Raw genomic sequence first — 16,742 nt, forward strand, 5'->3', positions numbered from 1 at the left:
GGGGGGTTATTCCATGAGCTTGGCGAGACGTGCCTAGCCCGTCCACTTCTCCCGCATCGTCACCAGTTCTTCAGCCGCCGTGGGGTGCACCGCCATGGTGGCGTCGAAGTCGGACTTCTTGGCGCCCAGGCGCAGCGAAATGCCTAAGAGCTGGGCCATTTCGCCGGCGTCTGGGCCACAGATGTGGCAGCCCAGCACGCGGTCCGTCTCGCCGTCGACAACGAGCTTCATCAGCATGCGCTCGTCACGGCCCGAGAGCGTGTGCTTCATCGGGCGGAAGCTGGTCTTGTAGATGTCGACCGCGCGAACCTGCTCGCGGGCCTGCGCTTCTGTGAGGCCCACGGTGCCGATCTCGGGCTGCGAGAAGACGGCGGTGGGAATGAGGGAGTGGTCAACCTTCACGTCCTTGCCACCGAACACCGTGTCGGCGAAGGCATGCCCCTCGCGAATGGCGACAGGGGTGAGATTGGCGCGGTTGGTGACATCGCCCACCGCATAGATCGAGGGCACGCTGCTGCGGGAGTATTCGTCGACCTTGATGGCGTAGTGCGGCGTCAGCTCTACCCCCACTTTGTCGAGCCCGAGGTCCATCACATTGGGGATGCGGCCGGTGGCGAACATGATCTGCCCCGCGCCGAAGCCCGTGCCATCATTCAGCGTGACGCGCACGCCGGTGCCCGAGCGCTCGATGGCCGAAACATCGGCCTTTGTGCGGAGCTCGATGCCCTTCTTCTTCATTTCTCCCGCGAGGTGGTTGCGGATGTCGTCGTCGAAGCCGCGCAGGATCTGCTCGCCGCGACAGACCAGCACGGTCTCGACGCCGAGGCCGGAGAAGATGCCGGCAAATTCCACCGCGATGTAGCCGCCGCCGACGATGACGATGCGCGAGGGCAATCGTTCGAGATGAAAGGCTTCGTTGGACGTGATGGCAAGCTCGTGGTCGGGAAGGTGGCGCGGCACGAAGGGCGTGGCACCGGTGGCGACGAGAATGTAGCGCGCGGTCACCTTGCGGCCCGAGGCAAGGCGCACCGTGTTGGCGTCCTCCACCGTGGCGCGCTCGAGGATCAGCTCGGCGCCGGCCCCCTCGAGGTTGCGGATATAGGCCTTGTTGAGGCGGTCGATCTCACGATCCTTGTTCTCGATCAGCGTCGACCAGTCGAAGGTGACCTTGTCGGTGGTCCAGCCGAAGCCCACCGCATCCTCGAACTCCTCGGCAAATTTCGAGGCATAGACGAAGAGCTTCTTCGGCACGCAGCCGCGGATCACGCAGGTGCCGCCGACCCGATACTCCTCGGCCACCGCGACCCGCGCACCATAGCGGGCCGCAATGCGTGCAGCGCGGACCCCGCCGGAGCCCGCGCCAATGACGAAGAGATCGTAGTCGAAGCCGGTCATCCCTTGCGGAACGTCTTCACGCCGTCATCGGTGCCCATCAGCACGATGCCGCAGATGTCGATGAACAGGCCGTGATCAACGACGCCGGGGATCGCCTTCAGCAGGCTGTCGAGCCGGCGCGGCTCCGGAATGTGGCCGATGGTGACGTCGATGATGGCATTGCCGCTGTCGGTCACGAACGGCTTGCCATCCTTGACGCGCAACACCTGCTTGCCCTTGAGATCACAGATGCGCAGCGCGCGATCGATCTTCCAGGCGGTGGCGTTGACGCCGAAGGGCACGACTTCGACAGGCAGCGGGAACTTGCCCAGCGCGTTGACCATCTTCGACTGATCGGCGATCACCACCATGTAGCGCGACGAGGTGGCGACGATCTTTTCGACCAGCAGTGCACCGCCGCCGCCCTTGATGAGCTGGTACTTGTCGTCGAACTCATCGGCACCATCAACCGTCACGTCGAGATGCGGCTGCTTCTCGAGCGTTGTCATCTTGAGGCCGAGGCTCTGGCCCAGCTGGAAGCTGGCACGCGAGGTGGCCACGCACTCGACGTCGAGCCCGCCGCGCACCTTCTCGGCCAGGGCCTCGATGAAGTGGTTAGCGGAGGAGCCTGTGCCGAGACCGACCTTGTTGCCGGGCTTCACATATTCGAGTGCGGCAATGGCCGCGGCTTTCTTCTGTTCGTCTGCGGTCACTTGTTGAGCCCACCCATCAGCATGTATTTCATTTCCAGATATTCCTCGACGCCATGGTGCGAACCCTCGCGGCCGAGCCCTGATTCCTTGACACCGCCGAACGGCGCTTCCGCCGTCGAGATGATGCCCTCGTTGATGCCGACCATGCCGTATTCGAGGCCTTCCGCCACGCGCCAGACGCGGCCGATGTCACGCGAATAGAAATAGCAGGCCAGGCCGAACTCGGTGGCATTCGCCATCTCGATCGCCTGCTCCTCGGTCTTGAACTTGAAGAGCGGGGCCACGGGGCCGAAGGTCTCCTCACGCGCGACTGCCATGTCGGCCGTCACGTCACGGATCAGCGTCGGCTCGAAGAAGTTGCCACCCAGCGACTTGCCGCCGACGATGATCTTGGCGCCCTTCTTGACGGCGTCGTCGATGTGCTCCTGCACCTTGGCGATCGCTGCCTTGTTGATGAGCGGGCCGGTCGTGACACCCTGCTCCGTGCCGTCGCCTACCTTGAGCTTCTTCACGGCCTCGGCGAGCTTCTCGGCGAAGGCATCATAGACGCCTTCCTGCACGAGCATGCGGTTGGCGCAGACGCAGGTCTGGCCGGCGTTGCGGTACTTCGACAGCATGGCGCCCTGCACGGCGGCATCGAGGTCGGCATCGTCGAACACGATGAAGGGAGCATTGCCGCCCAGTTCGAGGCCCACCTTCTTGATTGTGGGCGCACACTGCGCCATGAGCACGCGGCCAACTTCCGTCGAGCCCGTAAAGGTCAGCGCGCGGACGATGGGGCTCGAGGTCATCTCGGCACCGATCTCGCGCGAGACACCGGTCAAGACCGAGAATACGCCGGCCGGAATGCCGGCGCGTTCGGCGAGCTCGCACAGGGCGAGCGCCGAATAGGGCGTCTCGTTGGCGGGCTTGCAGACGAAGGCGCAGCCGGCGGCAAGTGCCGGGCCGGCCTTGCGGGTGATCATGGCATTGGGAAAGTTCCACGGCGTGATGGCGGCGACGACGCCAACCGGCTGCTTGATCACCACCATGCGGGCGGCGGGCCAGGGAGACGGAATGGTCTCGCCATAGATGCGCTTGCCCTCTTCGGCGAAGAATTCGATGAAGGAGGCGCCATAGGCGATCTCACCGCGCGACTCGGCGAGCGGCTTGCCCTGTTCGGCCGTCATGATCTGGGCCAGGTCTTCCTGGTTCTCCAGCATGAGGTTGAACCACTTGCGCAGGATGGCAGCGCGTTCCTTGGCGGTCTTCCTGGCCCATTCCTTCTGTGCGCGCTGTGCGGCCTCGATGGCCACGCGGGTTTCCGCAGCGCCCAGCTTCGGCACCGTGCCGATGACGCTTTCGTCAACCGGGTTGGTGACGTCGATGGTGGCGGAGCCAGAGACCCACTTGCCGTCGATGTAGCATTTGTCCTTGAGAAGGGACTTGTCCTTCAGTAAATCGCGCAGCGCCTGGGTCTTGCGGATATCCATTGAGATCTCCTGTCATTCGGGTGGCGGCCTCTTAGCACGGGGTCCGGCCCGAAACCAAATGCGAGTTTATGGAGGCAGTCTTGCCCGATCGTGCGGTGATTTTCGACCTCGACGGCACCCTGGTGGACACGGCACCCGACCTGATGCGGGCCACCAATTTCGTGCTGGTCGAGATGGGTCGCAGGCCGCTGGAAATGCCGGAAGTCCGCGCCTTCGTGGGCCATGGCGCCCGGGCACTCCTCACCCGCGGCCTTGCCGCAACGGGAGGCCTGCCCGATGCCTATGACGTGGAGGTCGATTACCGGCGCTTCGTCGACTTCTATGCGGCCAACATCGCCCATGGCAGCGCCCCCTTCCCCGGCCTCGTCCGGCTGCTGGAGCGCCTGAAGGACGAGGGCTTCGGGCTCGGCGTCTGCACCAACAAGCTCGAAGGCCTGTCGGTGCAGCTGCTCGACGCCCTCGACCTCGCGAGATATTTCGGCTCCGTGGTGGGCCCTGACACGCTGGGCATCGCCAAGCCGGACCCCAAGCCCTTCTACGAGGCCGTGAACCGCCTCAATCTCGACAGCCCGCGCGCCCTGATGGTGGGCGACAGCGAGACCGACATCCTGACAGCCCGCAACGCCGGCGTGCCGGTGATCGCGGTGCCCTTCGGCTATACCCCGCGCCCGGTGGCGGACTATGGCCCGGACCGGCTGATCACCCATTTCGACGAGGCCTATGACGCCATCCAGGAGCTTTTCGCCGAGGCCTGAAGCGCTCCTTGACTTCGTCGCAGCCTTCCGCCTATACGCTGCTCACCCTAAAAGGCACGGGCGATTAGCTCAGTTGGTAGAGCACTGTGTTCACATCGCAGGGGTCACTGGTTCGAGTCCAGTATCGCCCACCACCCTCCCCTCATAGCCACATCTGACACGGTCCGTGACGGCGCACGCGTGACGTGAGACGTCCGCGCAACAGCAGCCACCCATCGCAATCGTGCCTCAGTTCGTCGATGTGGCAGCGGGCTCCGTGGCGTTGCAGTTCGTAGTGCTGGGTTTCATCTCGGTGGTCCTCAACACGCTGGGAGACCTGGTGGCGGTGGTTCTCGCATGGCGCATCCGGCAGGGTGCTGCGGCGCGGCCCGGGCTGATCTCGCGCCTGCGCCAGTCATCCGGCTGGGCGATGATCGCGTTGGGCGTGGGCCTTTCGCTGGCGCGCCGCCCGGTTCACTGATCCCGCTGGTCTGGTCGGCAAAGGCAAAACCGGACCTGTGCGCCATGGCGCTTCCGCGCGATGCGGCAGGACAGAAGAGGACACTTCGACATGTACATGCCGCCTGCCTTCAAAGTCGATGACCGCAACAGCATCTTCGCTTGCGTGCGTGCCGCACGCCTTGCCAACCTGGTGACAGCGACGGCGGAGGGTCCGCAGGTGTCACCACTGCCGCTGCTGCTCGACGAGAGCGAGGGCGAATTCGGAACGCTTTACGGGCACCTCGCGCGCGCAAATCCGCAGTGGCGCCTGCCGGTGATCGGCGAGGCCGTGGCGGTGTTCATGGGGCTTGACGCCTACATCACGCCTTCCTGGTATCAGACCAAGCAGGAGACCGGAAAGGTGGTGCCGACGTGGAACTACGTGACCGTGCAGGCCCACGGCCCGGTGGAATTCTTTGAGGATTCCGAGCGCCTGCTGGCGGTGGTGACGCGCCTCACCCGGCTTCATGAGGGCGAGCGCGCTCGTCCGTGGGAGGTGAGCGATGCGCCTGCCGATTACATCGCATCACAGCTTCGCGGCATCGTCGGACTGCGGCTGCCCATCGCCCGGCTCGAAGGCAAGAAGAAGATGAGCCAGAACCGCTCGGAGGCCGACCGGCGCGGTGTGGCGCAGGGCCTTGCGGCAAGCCAGCGGCCCGAGGAACGGGCGGCGGCGGAACTCATCCCCACGCGCGACGAGGCATAAAAAAGAAGAGCGGCCCGAGGGCCGCTCTCCATTCAGCAACAGATCTTGGAAGATCACTTCGCGTGGCCGCTGTGGCCCTTGAGCTTGAACGCCAGCATGATCATGATCACGCCTGCCGCAACGGCATAGGCGCCGATCACCCAAATGAGGGCGAGCGCGCTGGTCAGCGGTTCGGCAAACAGGAAGATGCCGAACAGCACCGAGATCAGGCCGTGCAGGATCAGCCACCATTCATTGTCGATCTCCTTGCGGAGACGGATGGCGCCGATGATTTCCATGACGCCGCTGACGATCGCCCAGGCGCCGATGAACCACAGGAGGTAAAGACCCACCAGCACCGGGTTGGCAAAGGCGATGAGGCCCGCCAGAATGCCGAGGATGCCGACAACCGCCAGCCACCAGCGCGGTGCCGGGGTGCCGCCGCCGATGGCAGCGAAGATCGAGAACACGCCATCTACGAACGCATAGGCGCCATAGAGCATGACGAGGCTGAGGATGGTGATGCCCGGCCAGGCAAAGGCCAGCACGCCGAACACGATGGCAGCGACGCCGCGAAGCGCCAGCACCCACCAGTGCTTGGCAAGGCCATGCAGCAGCAGCGCGCCGGCCCCGAGGCCACGCGCATTGGTTACGTTATTGGTCATGAGTCGTCCCTTCTCCACGTTTAAACCCGTGAGAAGATTAGTTCATTTCCGCAACTTCCAGAAAGCAAAAATGCCCGCCGGCGCGCCGGCAGGGCGCGGGGCGGGCAAGTTTCTGCGAAGAAGCTGCCAGACAGCGGCCCGGCATCGGGCGAATGATAGGCTGATTTGGCTGGCCGATGCCAGCGGCAGCGGGGGCATGGTTAAGCGTCTCCACAGGCGCTGACCCCACGTTTTCAAGAGCTTATCAGCCTGTCCCTGGGTCGGCCATGCATTTTGCGAAGGCCCCGCCCCCGCCGGATGCCGGGGACATCGGGCGGGCCAGAGCCAAGACAATCGCCACAGTTGCAGCCCATTCCAATGCGCAACCCCTGGAGCAGGAAATTGCCGATCAAGCCGTGGCGGCGGCCCCATCCTCGATGATCTCGAAGCTGTGCTCGATCATGGCCGTCTTTCCGAACATGGCCGACGCCGAGCAGTACTTCTCCGCCGAGAGGTTCACCGCGCGCTCGACATTGGCCGGCTTCAGGCTGCGACCGGTGACCTTGTAGATGAGTTTGACGTACGTGAAGACCTTGGGGTCTTCGCCAGCGCGCTCGGCTTCGAGCGCGATGTCGAGGCCCGTCACCTTCTCACGCATGCGTTCGAGGATCATCACGATGTCGAAGGCGGTGCAGCCGCCGAGGCCCAGCAGCAGCATTTCCATGGGGCGGACGCCGACATTGCGGCCACCGGACTCCGGCGCTCCATCCATCACCACGGCATGGCCCGAGCCTGATTCACCGACGAAGGCCCGGCCGTCGAGCCACTGAACACGCGCTTTCATGAAACTGTCTCCGATCTCTTTGGCGGCCTTCTAGCGGGAAAGATTGCGCAGGCCAATCACAAGGCGAACAACCGCGCCACGTAGAGGAATCCCTCAGTATCCGCCGTGATGGTGTCCGCCGCAATGGCGGCATCGCCCTCGCCCATCGCGTGGCCGTTCACATCCGCCGCTCCCTGCAACGCAAAGAGCAGGATGGGGCCAGTGTGACTGATCTCCGCCCCGCTCGACAGGATATCGGGCGCAGCCCGCCAACGGCCGCGCCTGGTGAACAGGTTCAGCGCGCGGCACGGGCCTTCGCGGAGGTGGCAGAATGTCGGCACGTCGCACGGGTAAGGATGCGGCACGAAGCGGCGGTGGACGGCGAGGCTGCGGTGGCCCTCGAATGCGAGGTCGAGTCCGTTACCCTCGATCAGGGTGAAGATGCGGTCGGTATCCGGATAGTTTGAGAAGGGCACGTCAGCATCGATGCGGGCGATGGCGAAGCGCCAGCCGAAGTCGTCCACCCCCGGCGGGTCGGAGGCGATGTCCCAAGACACGCCCATGCCATTGCGCCAGCGCCCCTCGACCAGATCGGACTTGCGGATGATCTTCATGTGTCTCCCCTGCCCTCGACAGGCATCCTTCCATGACGCAGTATGCCAACCTTGACGCTGCCCCAGAAGCAGCGCGTTTGCCAGGAGGACAACATGGCGCATGACGCTTCGGCCGGTTCCACCGGTCCGCAGAAACTGGTGATCCGCAACATCGGCCTGCTGCTGTCAGGCGCTATCGAAAACCCCATCCTCGATGCCGACACGGTGGTGGCCGAGAATGGCCGCATCACCGCCATCGGCCGCGCCAAGGATGTCGACCAGGACCACGCAACCCACATCATCGATGCCAATGGCACCGCACTGACGCCGGGGCTGATCGACAGCCACGTGCACCCGGTGGCAGGCGACTGGACGCCGCGCCAGAACCAGGTCGGCTGGATCGACTCCAACCTCAATGGCGGCGTCACCACCATGATCTCGGCAGGCGAAGTGCACACGCCGGGCCGCCCGCGTGATGTCATCGGCCTCAAGGCATTGGCGATCTCTGCGCAGCGGCAATTCGCCAACTTCCGTCCGTCGGGTGTCAAGGTACATGCGGGTGCCCCCTGCATCGAACCCGAGATGGTGGAGCAGGATTTCAAGGACCTCGCCGATGCGGGTGTGACACTCCTGGGCGAAGTGGGCCTGGGCGGCGTGAAGGACGGACCCACCGCGCGGCGCATGGTGGCGTGGGCGCGGAAATATGGCATCCAGAGCACCATCCACACCGGCGGACCTTCCATCCCCGGTTCGGGCCTCATCGACGCCGACGTCGTGCTCGATGCTGACACCGATGTGGTGGGCCACATCAACGGCGGGCACACGGCGCTGCCTGACAAGCAGATCCGCTGCATCTGCGAGGGCTGCAAGCGCGGGCTGGAGATCGTGCACAACGGCAATGAACGCGCGGCAATCTATACGCTGCGTTTGGCGCGTGAGATGAAGGAACTGCACCGCGTCATCCTCGGCACCGATGCGCCGGCGGGCTCTGGCGTGCAGCCACTCGGCATCGCGCGCATGGTGTCGATGCTGTCCTCACTGGGCGAACTTCCCGCCGAACAGGCCATCTGCCTTGCTACCGGCAACACGGCACGCATGCGCAAGCTCGACTGCGGCCTCATCGAAGTGGGCCGCGCGGCGGATTTCGTGTTCATGGACAAGGCACAGCATTCGGCGGGCGAAAACCTGCTGCACTCGATCGAGCTCGGCGACCTTCCCGGCATCGGCATGGTGGTGATCGACGGGCAGGTCAAATGCCAGCGCAGCCGCAACACGCCGCCCGCCACCCGCATTCCGACCATCATCAAGGGCTGAGACACGATCATGACCAAGCACGCCGCCTGCCTTGCACCCGACAGCCACAAGTTCCTTGACCTCTTCCCGGCGGGGGCCGCACTCACCAGGCTCGCCACCGGCTTCATCTGGGCCGAAGGGCCGGTGTGGTTTTCCGAGCTGAACGAGCTGCGCTTCTCCGACATTCCCAACAACCGCATGATGCGCTGGTCGCCCATCAACGGACTCTCGGTGTTCCGCCAGCCGTCGCAGCGCACCAACGGCCACACGCGTGACCGCGAGGGCAACATGATCTCGTGTGAACATGGCGGGCGCTGCGTGAGCCGCACCTATCTGGACGGCCGCTACGAGATGATCGTCAGCCACTGGAACGGCAAGCGGCTGAACTCGCCCAATGACGTGGTGGTGAAATCCGACGGCACCATCTGGTTCACCGACCCCCCCTACGGCATCATCTCGAACCACGAGGGCATCAAGGCCGACAGCGAGATCGGCAACAACAATGTCTACCGCTTCGATCCAGCCAATGGCGAATTGAGCGTGGTGGCCGATGACCTCGACCGCCCGAACGGCCTCGCCTTCTCGCCCGACGAGCAGGAACTCTATATCGCCGACTCAGGCTATGCGCGCGGCGATGGCTTCGGCTTCGAGGAAGGCCGCCCCCGCCACGTGCGCGGCTTCAAGGTGGTGGATGACAAGGTGCTGAAGGACAGCCGCGTCGTCGCCGTCATCGACAACAAGGTGCCGGATGGCTTGCGGGTCGATACCGAAGGCCTGCTGTGGATTTCCGCCGGCGACGGCATCCACTGCTATACCAAAGACGGAGAGCGGCTCGGCCGCATCCTGGTGCCGGAGACGGTCGCCAACCTCACCTTCGGCGGCTTCGGCAAGTCGCGCATGTTCATCACCGCCACCTCGTCGCTCTATGCCATCGAGACGGCGCGAGTGGGAGCACAGTGGCCCTAAAGGCCACTCTACAAAGAAAAAGGGTCCCGCAAGCGGGACCCAGGCAAAGGGAGGAGGCGGGGGGACCCCAGGAAAGGGGGGAACGAAGCGACAGCTAACTTTCTCAGGAGACCCACCCCGCCAGCACGCTGGCCGAAACCACCGTGCCTCTGATGGATAAGCCAGCCTGCCCATGCCTGCTTTGACATGTGTCAAATTTCCCGGCAGGAACGGCGATAACTGCCGCGACATTGGGCCACCATGAAAACCTCTCTCGAACACCTTGAAAAACTGATCGCATTCCCGAGCGTCAGCCGGGACTCGAACCTCGACCTCATCGCCTATGTGCGCGATTTTCTTGGCGGCTTTGGCATCGAAACAATGCTGGTGCACAATGAGGATGGCCGGAAGGCAAACCTCTGGGCCACCATCGGCCCGAAGGACGTGCCGGGAATCGTGCTCTCCGGCCACACCGACGTGGTCCCCGTCGAGGGCCAGGCGTGGTCGTCCGATCCCTTCAAGATGGAAAGGCGCAACGGCAACTACTTCGGCCGCGGCACGGCAGACATGAAGGGCTTCATCGCCTGCTGCCTGCGCGCCGCCGAGATCGCGTCGTCGCGCAAGCTGCACACACCGATCAACCTCGCCTTCTCCTATGATGAGGAGATCGGCTGCGTGGGCGTCAGGCGCCTGCTCGACATTCTGAAGGATGCGCCGGTGAAGCCGCGCCTGTGCATCGTCGGCGAGCCGACGCTGATGCAGGCCGTCACCGCGCACAAGGGCAAGCTCGGCTTCCGCGTGACTGCGCATGGCCTTGAAGCGCATTCGAGCCTCGCACCCATCGGCGTCAACGCCATCTACATGGCTTCCGATCTCATCGGCGCGATCCGCGCCATCCAGACGGACATCGCCGAGAACGGCGTGCGCGATGGCGACTACGAGGTGGCCTACACCACGCTGCACGTTGGCAAGATGCAGGGTGGCGAAGTGATGAACATCGTGCCCAACCGCTGCAGCTTCGATTTCGAGATCCGCTACCTGCCCGAGGACGACCAGCACGCCATCGTGACGCGCATCAAGGCCGCAGCAGAGAAGATCGCGGAAGGTTATCGCGGCGTCTTCGAGCACGCGCGCTTCGAGTTCATGGACCTCCAAAGCTATCCCGCCATGAACACGCCGGTCGACAGCGAGGCGGTGAAGTTCGTCCATGCACTCACCGGCGGCAATTCAACCGGCAAGATCACCTTCGGCACCGAGGGCGGATTGTTCCAGCAGGCACTCGGCACGCCCGCCGTCGTCTGCGGCCCCGGCAACATCGCGGTGGCGCACAAGCCCGACGAACACGTGAGCGAAGCGCAGATGGCGCAGTGCGACCGGATGCTGGAACGGCTGGTGGAGAAGCTTTCGGCTTAGCCCTCTCCTCCCTCTTCATCATGGCCGGGCGTGACCCGGTCATCCTCTTTGGTGGCGACGAAGCGGATGCGCGGGTCAAGCCCGCGCATGATGAACGGGGTGGAGATTGGCAATCACGCCTTCATCCACTTCGGCTGCTTGCCGACATAAGAGTGACGCTCCGGCGCCAGTTCCTTGCGGTTGGCAGAGTCAAAGCTGCCGAGCACCAGCGCCACCACCGGCTTGTCGTCAATGGCGCCAAGCGTGGAGCCGCATTTGGGGCAGAAACTGCGGCTCGAATAATCCGATGAACGCCAGACCGAAGGCTTCGCGCTCCACTGAACCTTCTCCGCCGGAAACTCCACCCAATGCAGCGTCAATGCGCCGGAATGATGCTGGCACATGGTGCAGGAACAGGTGTGCGGCCTGAGCGGCGGCCCTTCCGCCGCAAACCGTATGTGACCGCATAGGCAGCCGCCCTTGTAGGTCCTTGCCATCGCACTCTCCTGTTGATGAGACAAAGATGAGGCAAGTCCGAGCGGGTTTGAAGAGGCTCACGGCAATGTCATCGGCCGCAACAAGCATGCTCTGTTCATCACACGCGGGCCTGACCCGCGTGTCCCCTTCTCCCGCCACAAAGAGGATGGCCGGGTCAAGCCCGGCCATGATGAATGGAAGGGGCCGGGACGGCTTCCTACGGGTCCCCCGGCACGCCGTAGCTCGGCGCCTGGGTGGGATCGATCGCGCGCTGCAGATAGGCGCCCATCTGCGGCTTGTAGTCCTCCCACAACCGGCGGAGCACCCTGATCGGGTTCTCGTCATCCCAGTCAACGCGCAGCGAGACCAGCGGGAAGGCCTGTTCGTGATAGACGATGAGGGCTGCCGAATGCACCGGACCCTCCTCACCACCCGAGTTGTGACCCGCCTCGAGCGCGCGCAGCAGTCGCTCGGCGAGGTGCTGGTCGGCATTGGCGGCAAAGGCATCCGTCATGGTGTTGGGAAGGGTTGCGTGTTTCAGCAGGTTGCCCGCCGCCACACAGTCACGCTGTTCCGAAACGCCATGCGTGCCGAGGATGTGCTTGCCCGACCAGGTGGCGGAGCGGCCCTGATTGTCCACCGCCGTCAGCTGGCGATAATCAATGAAGGGGCGGTCCTTCATCACGGCGGCGATGGCATCGGAGGCACTCAGGCCCTTTTCCATGAAGTCCAGCAGCAGGGGCCCCAGATTAGGGTCGGTGACGTTCTGGGTGGCCACGGCGCCTACCTTCGAACGCGCATGCGGACAGCGCGCGCCCACGGCAATCGACGAGGTGGTGATGGCGACGCCGAAGGCGCCCGACTTGGCGCAGCGGCCGGCGATGGAAAAGGTCATGTGTTCAAATCTCCGTCAGAGTTCCTTCGCCATCTCTTCGAGAAGGCGGCGCTGCAGTTTCTGGAAGTCCTCGCCCGGCTGCTGCTGCCGGGCGTAATCGAGATTGGGATCGACGACCTCCGTGCGATGGCCCGCCATCGCCTCGATCAGCGCATGGCCGCAGAAGGGCACATAGGCTTCGGAATAGCCGCCCTCGTGCATCACCACCACGCGGCCATTGCAGAGGTCACTGGCCGCATCGAGCGTCGTCTGCATGAGATAGCGATAAGTGTCGCTGTGGGCCATCATGCGGGCCAGCGGATCGACGACGCTCGCGTCATAGCCGCAGGCGACGATGATGAGTTCCGGCCGATAGCGCTCCAGCGCCGGCAGCACGATGAGCTCCATCGCATCAACATAGCTCTGGTGCCCGCCGCCGGGCAGCAGCGGCACGTTGATGTTGTAACCCTCGCCCCTGCCCCGGCCGCGGTCCTTCGCGGCACCGGTTTCGATCGGGAAGCAGCGCTCCTGGTGAAGCGAGATGGTGAGCACGTCAGGGCGCTCGTAGAAGATCGCTTCGGTGCCATTGCCGTGGTGCACGTCCCAGTCGATGACGGCGACGCGCGACAGCTTGTGGAGCGCAATGGCCCGCTCGATGGCGAGTGCACCATTGGCGAGCAGGCAGAAGCCCATGCCGCTGTCGGCCAGGCAGTGATGGCCGGGCGGGCGCGACAGCGAATAGGCATTGCGCAATTCACCCTTCAGCACCGCGTCAACCGCCTCCGCCGCGAGCCCGGCCGAAACGCGTGCGATGTCATAGCCGCCCGGGCCGATGGTCGTCTCGAAGCCCAAGTCACCACCGTCCTTGGCACTCAGGTCGGCGAAGCGGTCAAGATAGGCTGCGGTGTGGACGCGAGCCAAGTCCTCACGCGCCAGCATCGGTGCGGAGCGCACGTCCAGCACGTCGGTGAGACCCGAAACATCCATCAGGCTCTTCAGCCGCCGCTTGCTGTCAGGGCTTTCGCAGAAGCCTGAGGCATTGGGCGGCTGCACCCAGCCACCGACGGGGAAGAACAGCGCAAAGGGCTTGCCGAAGTGCCAGAGACACTTCTCGTCGAAGAAAAAGCCGGTGCGGCGGTGCGCCATCAGCAGAGCCTCTTTGCAAGGTAGCGGGCAAAGTCATGGATTTCGCGCTCGAGCCAGCTCAGCGGCCCGCGCGTGGCGTAGGGTGCCTTCGATCCCTGGTAGATGCCTTCAACCACGAACTTGTCCTCGGCATTCACGCGGTCGAAGAAGTCCGCCAACTCCTTCACCCAGGCATCGCGTCCATCGCCCAGCGCCTCGTGCACCTCCGGCGCCAGCGCGATGCCGAAGCGCAGGTGGACATGGCCCGTGCCCTCCGGCCTGAGCGACAGGTACCAGAGGTGATCGGGTGCGAGCACATACATGTGGGTGGGGAAGATGGTGGGCAGGATGGAGGTGAAGCGCTCACTGCCCTTGAGCCTGGTGTTGGAGGGATGCGCGCGGCCATAGCGGGCATTCTCGTCCTTGGTGAAGGTCTGGTAGGTGAAGGCGTCATGCACGGCCTCAGGGAACACAGTGTCCTCCACGGGGAACCACGCACCCACCGTCGCCTTGTGCGCCACGGGCAGGTGATAGCCTTCCATGAAGTTCTCGTTGAGGAGCTTCCAGTTGGTGGCCCAGGTGTGGTCCTGATGGATGACCGGAATGTAGCCTTCCATGCCGTAGTTCGCCACCACAGGCAGCAGCGGCGCCAGCAGGCTGGCGACCGATGGCGCATCGGGATTGAGCGTGACGTAGACCCAGCCTTCCCATATCTCGGTGCGGATTTCCGGCAGGCGATACTGCTTCTTGTCGAAGGTTGGATCGCGGCCGCCCATGTGGCCGGCACCTATGACCTTGCCCTGCGAGTCATAGGTCCATGCGTGATAAGGGCAGACGAGCTTGCGCCCGCAGGAGCCGCGGCCTTCGACGAGCGGCATCATGCGGTGCAGGCAGACGTTTGAGAAGCTGCGCACCACGCCATCCTCGCCGCGGAGCGTCAGCACCGGCTGGTCGTTGATGGAGAAGGTGATGTAGTCGCCGGGGTTGGGAAGGTCCGCCGCGAGGCCGGGGCACACCCATTCCCTGGCGAAGATGCGTTCCTTCTCCAGGTGGTGCACTTCCTCCGAGGAATAGAGGATCGGCGGAATGGTGTCCGCCTGGGAGAATGGCGTGGCCGCCACCGTGGCCAGCGTCTTGAGCGCGCGCTTTACGTCGGGTGGCTGGACCATGCCTGATCTCCTATTCCGGGATGACGGCGGTCACTTCGATCTCGACGAGCCACTCCGGCCTTGCCAGCGCGGTGATGACAAGGCCGGTGGAGCACGGGAACACGCCCTTCAGCCATTTGCCCATCTCGCGATAAACGTCCTGCCTGTAGCGGATGTCGGTCAGGTAGACGACGATGCGGCAGATATGGTCCATGTTGCCGCCCGCCTCCTCCATCAGCATCTTGATATTGGCCATGGTCTTGGCCGTCTGTGCCGAGGCATCGCCCACGTGCAGCGACTCGCGCGTGTCGAGGTCCTGGGAGACCTGGCCGCGCAGGAACACCGTGGCTCCGCGCGCCACGACGCCCTGGCAGAGGTCATTGTCGAGCTTCTGCTCGGGGTAGGTGTCCCTGGTGTTGAAGGGGCGGATGCGCTTGTGGGCGGTCATTTTTGGTTCCTCGTGATTCTGGAGCCTGAGATTACTCTGCGGCCTGCTTGGTGACACCCCAGATGTTATCGGAAAGTCCGCCCGCCTTCTGGGCGAATTTCAGCGCGTGGTTCCAGTCGAAGGTGCGGTAGACGGCGGCTGACTGGGCGAAGGGTGCGGACTGGGCGAAGAGCTGGAAGGTGAGGCGGTGGCCGGCATAGTCCGAGTTCAGCGCATCACGCGCCAGCGCCAGCAGCTTGCGGCGGTCCTCGGCCTGCCACTCGTCGTTCACCGTATAGTATTTGTCCATCCACTTCTTGGTTTCCGGGTGGTCGAACACGGCCGAGTCGGGCGTCACGCAGATCTGGCCGCCGCAGAGTTCGCGCGCGATGTGCATCATGCGCGGCAGGTTGTTGAGCGCGTGGCAGCGGCCGGTGAACAGCAGCGACTGGTTGGGCATCAGGAGGCCATTGGGGCTGCGTTCACCCATGGCGATCGAGGCCGTCAAGTGCGCGTTGATGCCTTCGCGCCAGATGGCGAGCTCGGCCAGCTTCTCCTGCACCGCCTGCTGCTTGTCGAGGCCGGTCTGCCGTGCGTTCCACAGGGCCGCCCCGATGATGAGGTCTGCATAGCTGAGTGTGCGCTGCACGAAGGGGAAGGCCGAATAGCGGTGCAGCGTCTGGCGGATGAAGGCGGCGGCGCGCGTGTGCTGGTAGAAGAGGATGTCCTCCCAGGGGATCAGCACATTGTCGAGGATCATCAGCGTATCGACCTCGTCGAACTTGTTCGACAGGGGATAGTCACGCTCAGGCGCGCGCCCCGTGAAGCCGGTGCGGCAGATATGTTTGACACCCGGTGCATCCATCTTGACGATGCAGCCCAGCGCATATTCCGAGAGCTTGGAGTCGCCCCAGTTGGCAATCGTCGGCTTGAGGAAGGCCTGGTTGGAATAGGCCGCGGCGGTTTCATACTTCGCACCGCGGATGACGATGCCGGCGTCGGTTTCCTTCACCACGTGGACGAGCATGTCCGGGTCCTGGTCCTGCGGGCGCTTGGAGCGGTCGCCCTTGGGGTCGGTGTTGGCGGAGACGTGGAACGGGTCGTTCTTGATGACGAGGTGGATGTGGCGCTCGATGTTCTCGGCGAAGCGCGGGTCGATCTCGTTCAGGATGTCCTTGCCGTCCCACAGCGACCACATCTCGCCGATGGTCTCGTCACCCACGCGGGTGACCACGCCGCCGATGTCATTCATCACGGTATCGACCGCGAGGCGCTTGTCGTCCCAGTCCTTCTTCTCGAAGGGAAGGCGGAGCCCGATGGGAAAACGCTCGCCGTTCTCCTCATAGGTCATGATCTCCTTCGTCTTCTCCTCGTGCTGCATGTCGTAGATGCGGGCACGGATGTCGACCAAAGGCTTGAAGGCCGGATGGCGCGTCACGTCCTTGATGCGCTCGCCATTCATCCACACTTCGCGGCCGTCGCGCAGCGAGTCACGGAATTGTTCGCCAGTCCTGATCATGGT

At 64.1% G+C, this 16,742-nt stretch carries 18 protein-coding genes and 1 tRNA gene; 7 read left to right on the forward strand and 12 right to left on the reverse strand.

Annotated features, from left to right (window positions below; genetic code table 11):
* Positions 1–33: 33 nt before the first annotated feature.
* The 3 genes from gor to WCJ41_RS05470 are packed head-to-tail and all read right to left on the reverse strand — an operon-like array spanning position 34 to position 3,559.
* Positions 34–1,395: a glutathione-disulfide reductase gene (gene gor / locus WCJ41_RS05460; RefSeq protein WP_336904827.1), complete on the reverse strand. Its 1,362-nt coding sequence runs from the start codon at positions 1,393–1,395 to the stop codon at positions 34–36.
* Entirely contained in the window at positions 1,392–2,087 is a 696-nt protein-coding gene (gene rpiA, locus WCJ41_RS05465) for a ribose-5-phosphate isomerase RpiA (protein ID WP_336904828.1), read from the reverse strand. Before rpiA ends, gor begins: the two co-directional genes overlap by 4 nt.
* On the reverse strand, positions 2,084–3,559 hold the full coding sequence (locus tag WCJ41_RS05470) for an NAD-dependent succinate-semialdehyde dehydrogenase (protein WP_336904829.1): 1,476 nt from the start codon (positions 3,557–3,559) through the stop codon (positions 2,084–2,086). Before WCJ41_RS05470 ends, rpiA begins: the two co-directional genes overlap by 4 nt.
* 80 nt (positions 3,560–3,639) lie before the next feature.
* On the opposite strand from WCJ41_RS05470, the gene gph reads away from it, so the two are divergent.
* From gph to WCJ41_RS05490, 4 genes are all read left to right on the forward strand, one after another.
* Positions 3,640–4,314: a phosphoglycolate phosphatase gene (gene gph, locus WCJ41_RS05475; RefSeq protein WP_336904830.1), complete on the forward strand. Its 675-nt coding sequence runs from the start codon at positions 3,640–3,642 to the stop codon at positions 4,312–4,314.
* 58 nt (positions 4,315–4,372) lie between these two features.
* Positions 4,373–4,448: transfer RNA gene (locus WCJ41_RS05480), tRNA-Val, on the forward strand.
* Positions 4,449–4,537: 89 nt separating this feature from the next.
* Complete coding sequence (locus WCJ41_RS05485; protein ID WP_336904831.1) at positions 4,538–4,774, forward strand: hypothetical protein; 237 nt, start codon at positions 4,538–4,540, stop codon at positions 4,772–4,774.
* 90 nt (positions 4,775–4,864) lie between these two features.
* On the forward strand, positions 4,865–5,500 hold the full coding sequence (locus WCJ41_RS05490) for an FMN-binding negative transcriptional regulator (RefSeq protein WP_336904832.1): 636 nt from the start codon (positions 4,865–4,867) through the stop codon (positions 5,498–5,500).
* 53 nt (positions 5,501–5,553) lie between these two features.
* Here WCJ41_RS05490 and WCJ41_RS05495 read toward each other — a convergent pair whose 3' ends face one another.
* From WCJ41_RS05495 to WCJ41_RS05505, 3 genes are all read right to left on the reverse strand, one after another.
* Positions 5,554–6,144, reverse strand: a complete 591-nt coding sequence (locus tag WCJ41_RS05495; RefSeq protein ID WP_336904833.1) for an HdeD family acid-resistance protein — start codon at positions 6,142–6,144, stop codon at positions 5,554–5,556.
* Positions 6,145–6,532: 388 nt separating this feature from the next.
* On the reverse strand, positions 6,533–6,967 hold the full coding sequence (locus tag WCJ41_RS05500; protein ID WP_336904834.1) for an OsmC family protein: 435 nt from the start codon (positions 6,965–6,967) through the stop codon (positions 6,533–6,535).
* Positions 6,968–7,023: 56 nt separating this feature from the next.
* A complete protein-coding gene (locus tag WCJ41_RS05505) occupies positions 7,024–7,560 on the reverse strand; it encodes a HutD family protein (protein WP_336904835.1) in 537 nt (178 codons plus the stop codon).
* Positions 7,561–7,653: 93 nt separating this feature from the next.
* Between WCJ41_RS05505 and WCJ41_RS05510 the strand changes: the two genes are divergently transcribed.
* The 3 genes from WCJ41_RS05510 to argE all read left to right on the forward strand — a co-directional run bounded on the left by WCJ41_RS05510 (position 7,654) and on the right by argE (position 11,190).
* On the forward strand, positions 7,654–8,853 hold the full coding sequence (locus WCJ41_RS05510; protein WP_336904836.1) for an amidohydrolase family protein: 1,200 nt from the start codon (positions 7,654–7,656) through the stop codon (positions 8,851–8,853).
* Between the two features lie 9 nt (positions 8,854–8,862).
* A complete protein-coding gene (locus tag WCJ41_RS05515; RefSeq protein WP_336904837.1) occupies positions 8,863–9,798 on the forward strand; it encodes an SMP-30/gluconolactonase/LRE family protein in 936 nt (311 codons plus the stop codon).
* 240 nt (positions 9,799–10,038) lie between these two features.
* Positions 10,039–11,190 (forward strand): acetylornithine deacetylase, encoded by a 1,152-nt coding sequence (argE, locus tag WCJ41_RS05520; protein WP_336904838.1) that lies wholly within the window; start codon positions 10,039–10,041, stop codon positions 11,188–11,190.
* A gap of 113 nt (positions 11,191–11,303) precedes the next feature.
* On the opposite strand, the gene WCJ41_RS05525 is transcribed toward argE, so the two are convergent.
* The 6 genes from WCJ41_RS05525 to WCJ41_RS05550 all read right to left on the reverse strand — a co-directional run bounded on the left by WCJ41_RS05525 (position 11,304) and on the right by WCJ41_RS05550 (position 16,739).
* Complete coding sequence (locus tag WCJ41_RS05525) at positions 11,304–11,666, reverse strand: GFA family protein (RefSeq protein ID WP_336904839.1); 363 nt, start codon at positions 11,664–11,666, stop codon at positions 11,304–11,306.
* Positions 11,667–11,863: 197 nt separating this feature from the next.
* On the reverse strand, positions 11,864–12,541 hold the full coding sequence (locus WCJ41_RS05530) for a DUF1028 domain-containing protein (RefSeq protein WP_336904840.1): 678 nt from the start codon (positions 12,539–12,541) through the stop codon (positions 11,864–11,866).
* Positions 12,542–12,556: 15 nt separating this feature from the next.
* Entirely contained in the window at positions 12,557–13,666 is a 1,110-nt protein-coding gene (locus tag WCJ41_RS05535; RefSeq protein ID WP_336904841.1) for a class II histone deacetylase, read from the reverse strand.
* A complete protein-coding gene (locus tag WCJ41_RS05540; RefSeq protein ID WP_336904842.1) occupies positions 13,666–14,814 on the reverse strand; it encodes an SRPBCC family protein in 1,149 nt (382 codons plus the stop codon). The genes WCJ41_RS05535 and WCJ41_RS05540 overlap by 1 nt, the downstream gene beginning before the upstream one ends.
* 10 nt (positions 14,815–14,824) lie before the next feature.
* The gene (locus WCJ41_RS05545; protein ID WP_336904843.1) at positions 14,825–15,241 is read right to left on the reverse strand and encodes a RidA family protein; all 417 of its coding nucleotides are present in this window, start codon (positions 15,239–15,241) and stop codon (positions 14,825–14,827) included.
* 31 nt (positions 15,242–15,272) lie between these two features.
* The gene (locus WCJ41_RS05550; protein WP_336904844.1) at positions 15,273–16,739 is read right to left on the reverse strand and encodes a 4-hydroxyphenylacetate 3-hydroxylase family protein; all 1,467 of its coding nucleotides are present in this window, start codon (positions 16,737–16,739) and stop codon (positions 15,273–15,275) included.
* Positions 16,740–16,742: the final 3 nt, after the last annotated feature.

It is taken from the genome of Aestuariivirga sp., assembly GCF_037139295.1.
Classification (GTDB): Bacteria; Pseudomonadota; Alphaproteobacteria; order Rhizobiales; family Aestuariivirgaceae; genus Aestuariivirga.

Bases quoted from the DNA above. Each gene is read 5' to 3' on its own strand.
- gor (WP_336904827.1), bottom strand. From the start codon at position 1,395: ATGACCGGCTTCGACTACGATCTCTTCGTCATTGGCGCGGGCTCCGGC.
- WCJ41_RS05470 (WP_336904829.1), bottom strand. From the start codon at position 3,559: ATGGATATCCGCAAGACCCAGGCGCTGCGCGATTTACTGAAGGACAAG.
- WCJ41_RS05490 (WP_336904832.1), top strand. From the start codon at position 4,865: ATGTACATGCCGCCTGCCTTCAAAGTCGATGACCGCAACAGCATCTTC.
- WCJ41_RS05495 (WP_336904833.1), bottom strand. From the start codon at position 6,144: ATGACCAATAACGTAACCAATGCGCGTGGCCTCGGGGCCGGCGCGCTG.
- WCJ41_RS05500 (WP_336904834.1), bottom strand. From the start codon at position 6,967: ATGAAAGCGCGTGTTCAGTGGCTCGACGGCCGGGCCTTCGTCGGTGAA.
- WCJ41_RS05505 (WP_336904835.1), bottom strand. From the start codon at position 7,560: ATGAAGATCATCCGCAAGTCCGATCTGGTCGAGGGGCGCTGGCGCAAT.
- WCJ41_RS05510 (WP_336904836.1), top strand. From the start codon at position 7,654: ATGGCGCATGACGCTTCGGCCGGTTCCACCGGTCCGCAGAAACTGGTG.
- WCJ41_RS05515 (WP_336904837.1), top strand. From the start codon at position 8,863: ATGACCAAGCACGCCGCCTGCCTTGCACCCGACAGCCACAAGTTCCTT.
- argE (WP_336904838.1), top strand. From the start codon at position 10,039: ATGAAAACCTCTCTCGAACACCTTGAAAAACTGATCGCATTCCCGAGC.
- WCJ41_RS05525 (WP_336904839.1), bottom strand. From the start codon at position 11,666: ATGGCAAGGACCTACAAGGGCGGCTGCCTATGCGGTCACATACGGTTT.
- WCJ41_RS05530 (WP_336904840.1), bottom strand. From the start codon at position 12,541: ATGACCTTTTCCATCGCCGGCCGCTGCGCCAAGTCGGGCGCCTTCGGC.
- WCJ41_RS05535 (WP_336904841.1), bottom strand. From the start codon at position 13,666: ATGGCGCACCGCCGCACCGGCTTTTTCTTCGACGAGAAGTGTCTCTGG.
- WCJ41_RS05540 (WP_336904842.1), bottom strand. From the start codon at position 14,814: ATGGTCCAGCCACCCGACGTAAAGCGCGCGCTCAAGACGCTGGCCACG.
- WCJ41_RS05545 (WP_336904843.1), bottom strand. From the start codon at position 15,241: ATGACCGCCCACAAGCGCATCCGCCCCTTCAACACCAGGGACACCTAC.
- WCJ41_RS05550 (WP_336904844.1), bottom strand. From the start codon at position 16,739: ATGATCAGGACTGGCGAACAATTCCGTGACTCGCTGCGCGACGGCCGC.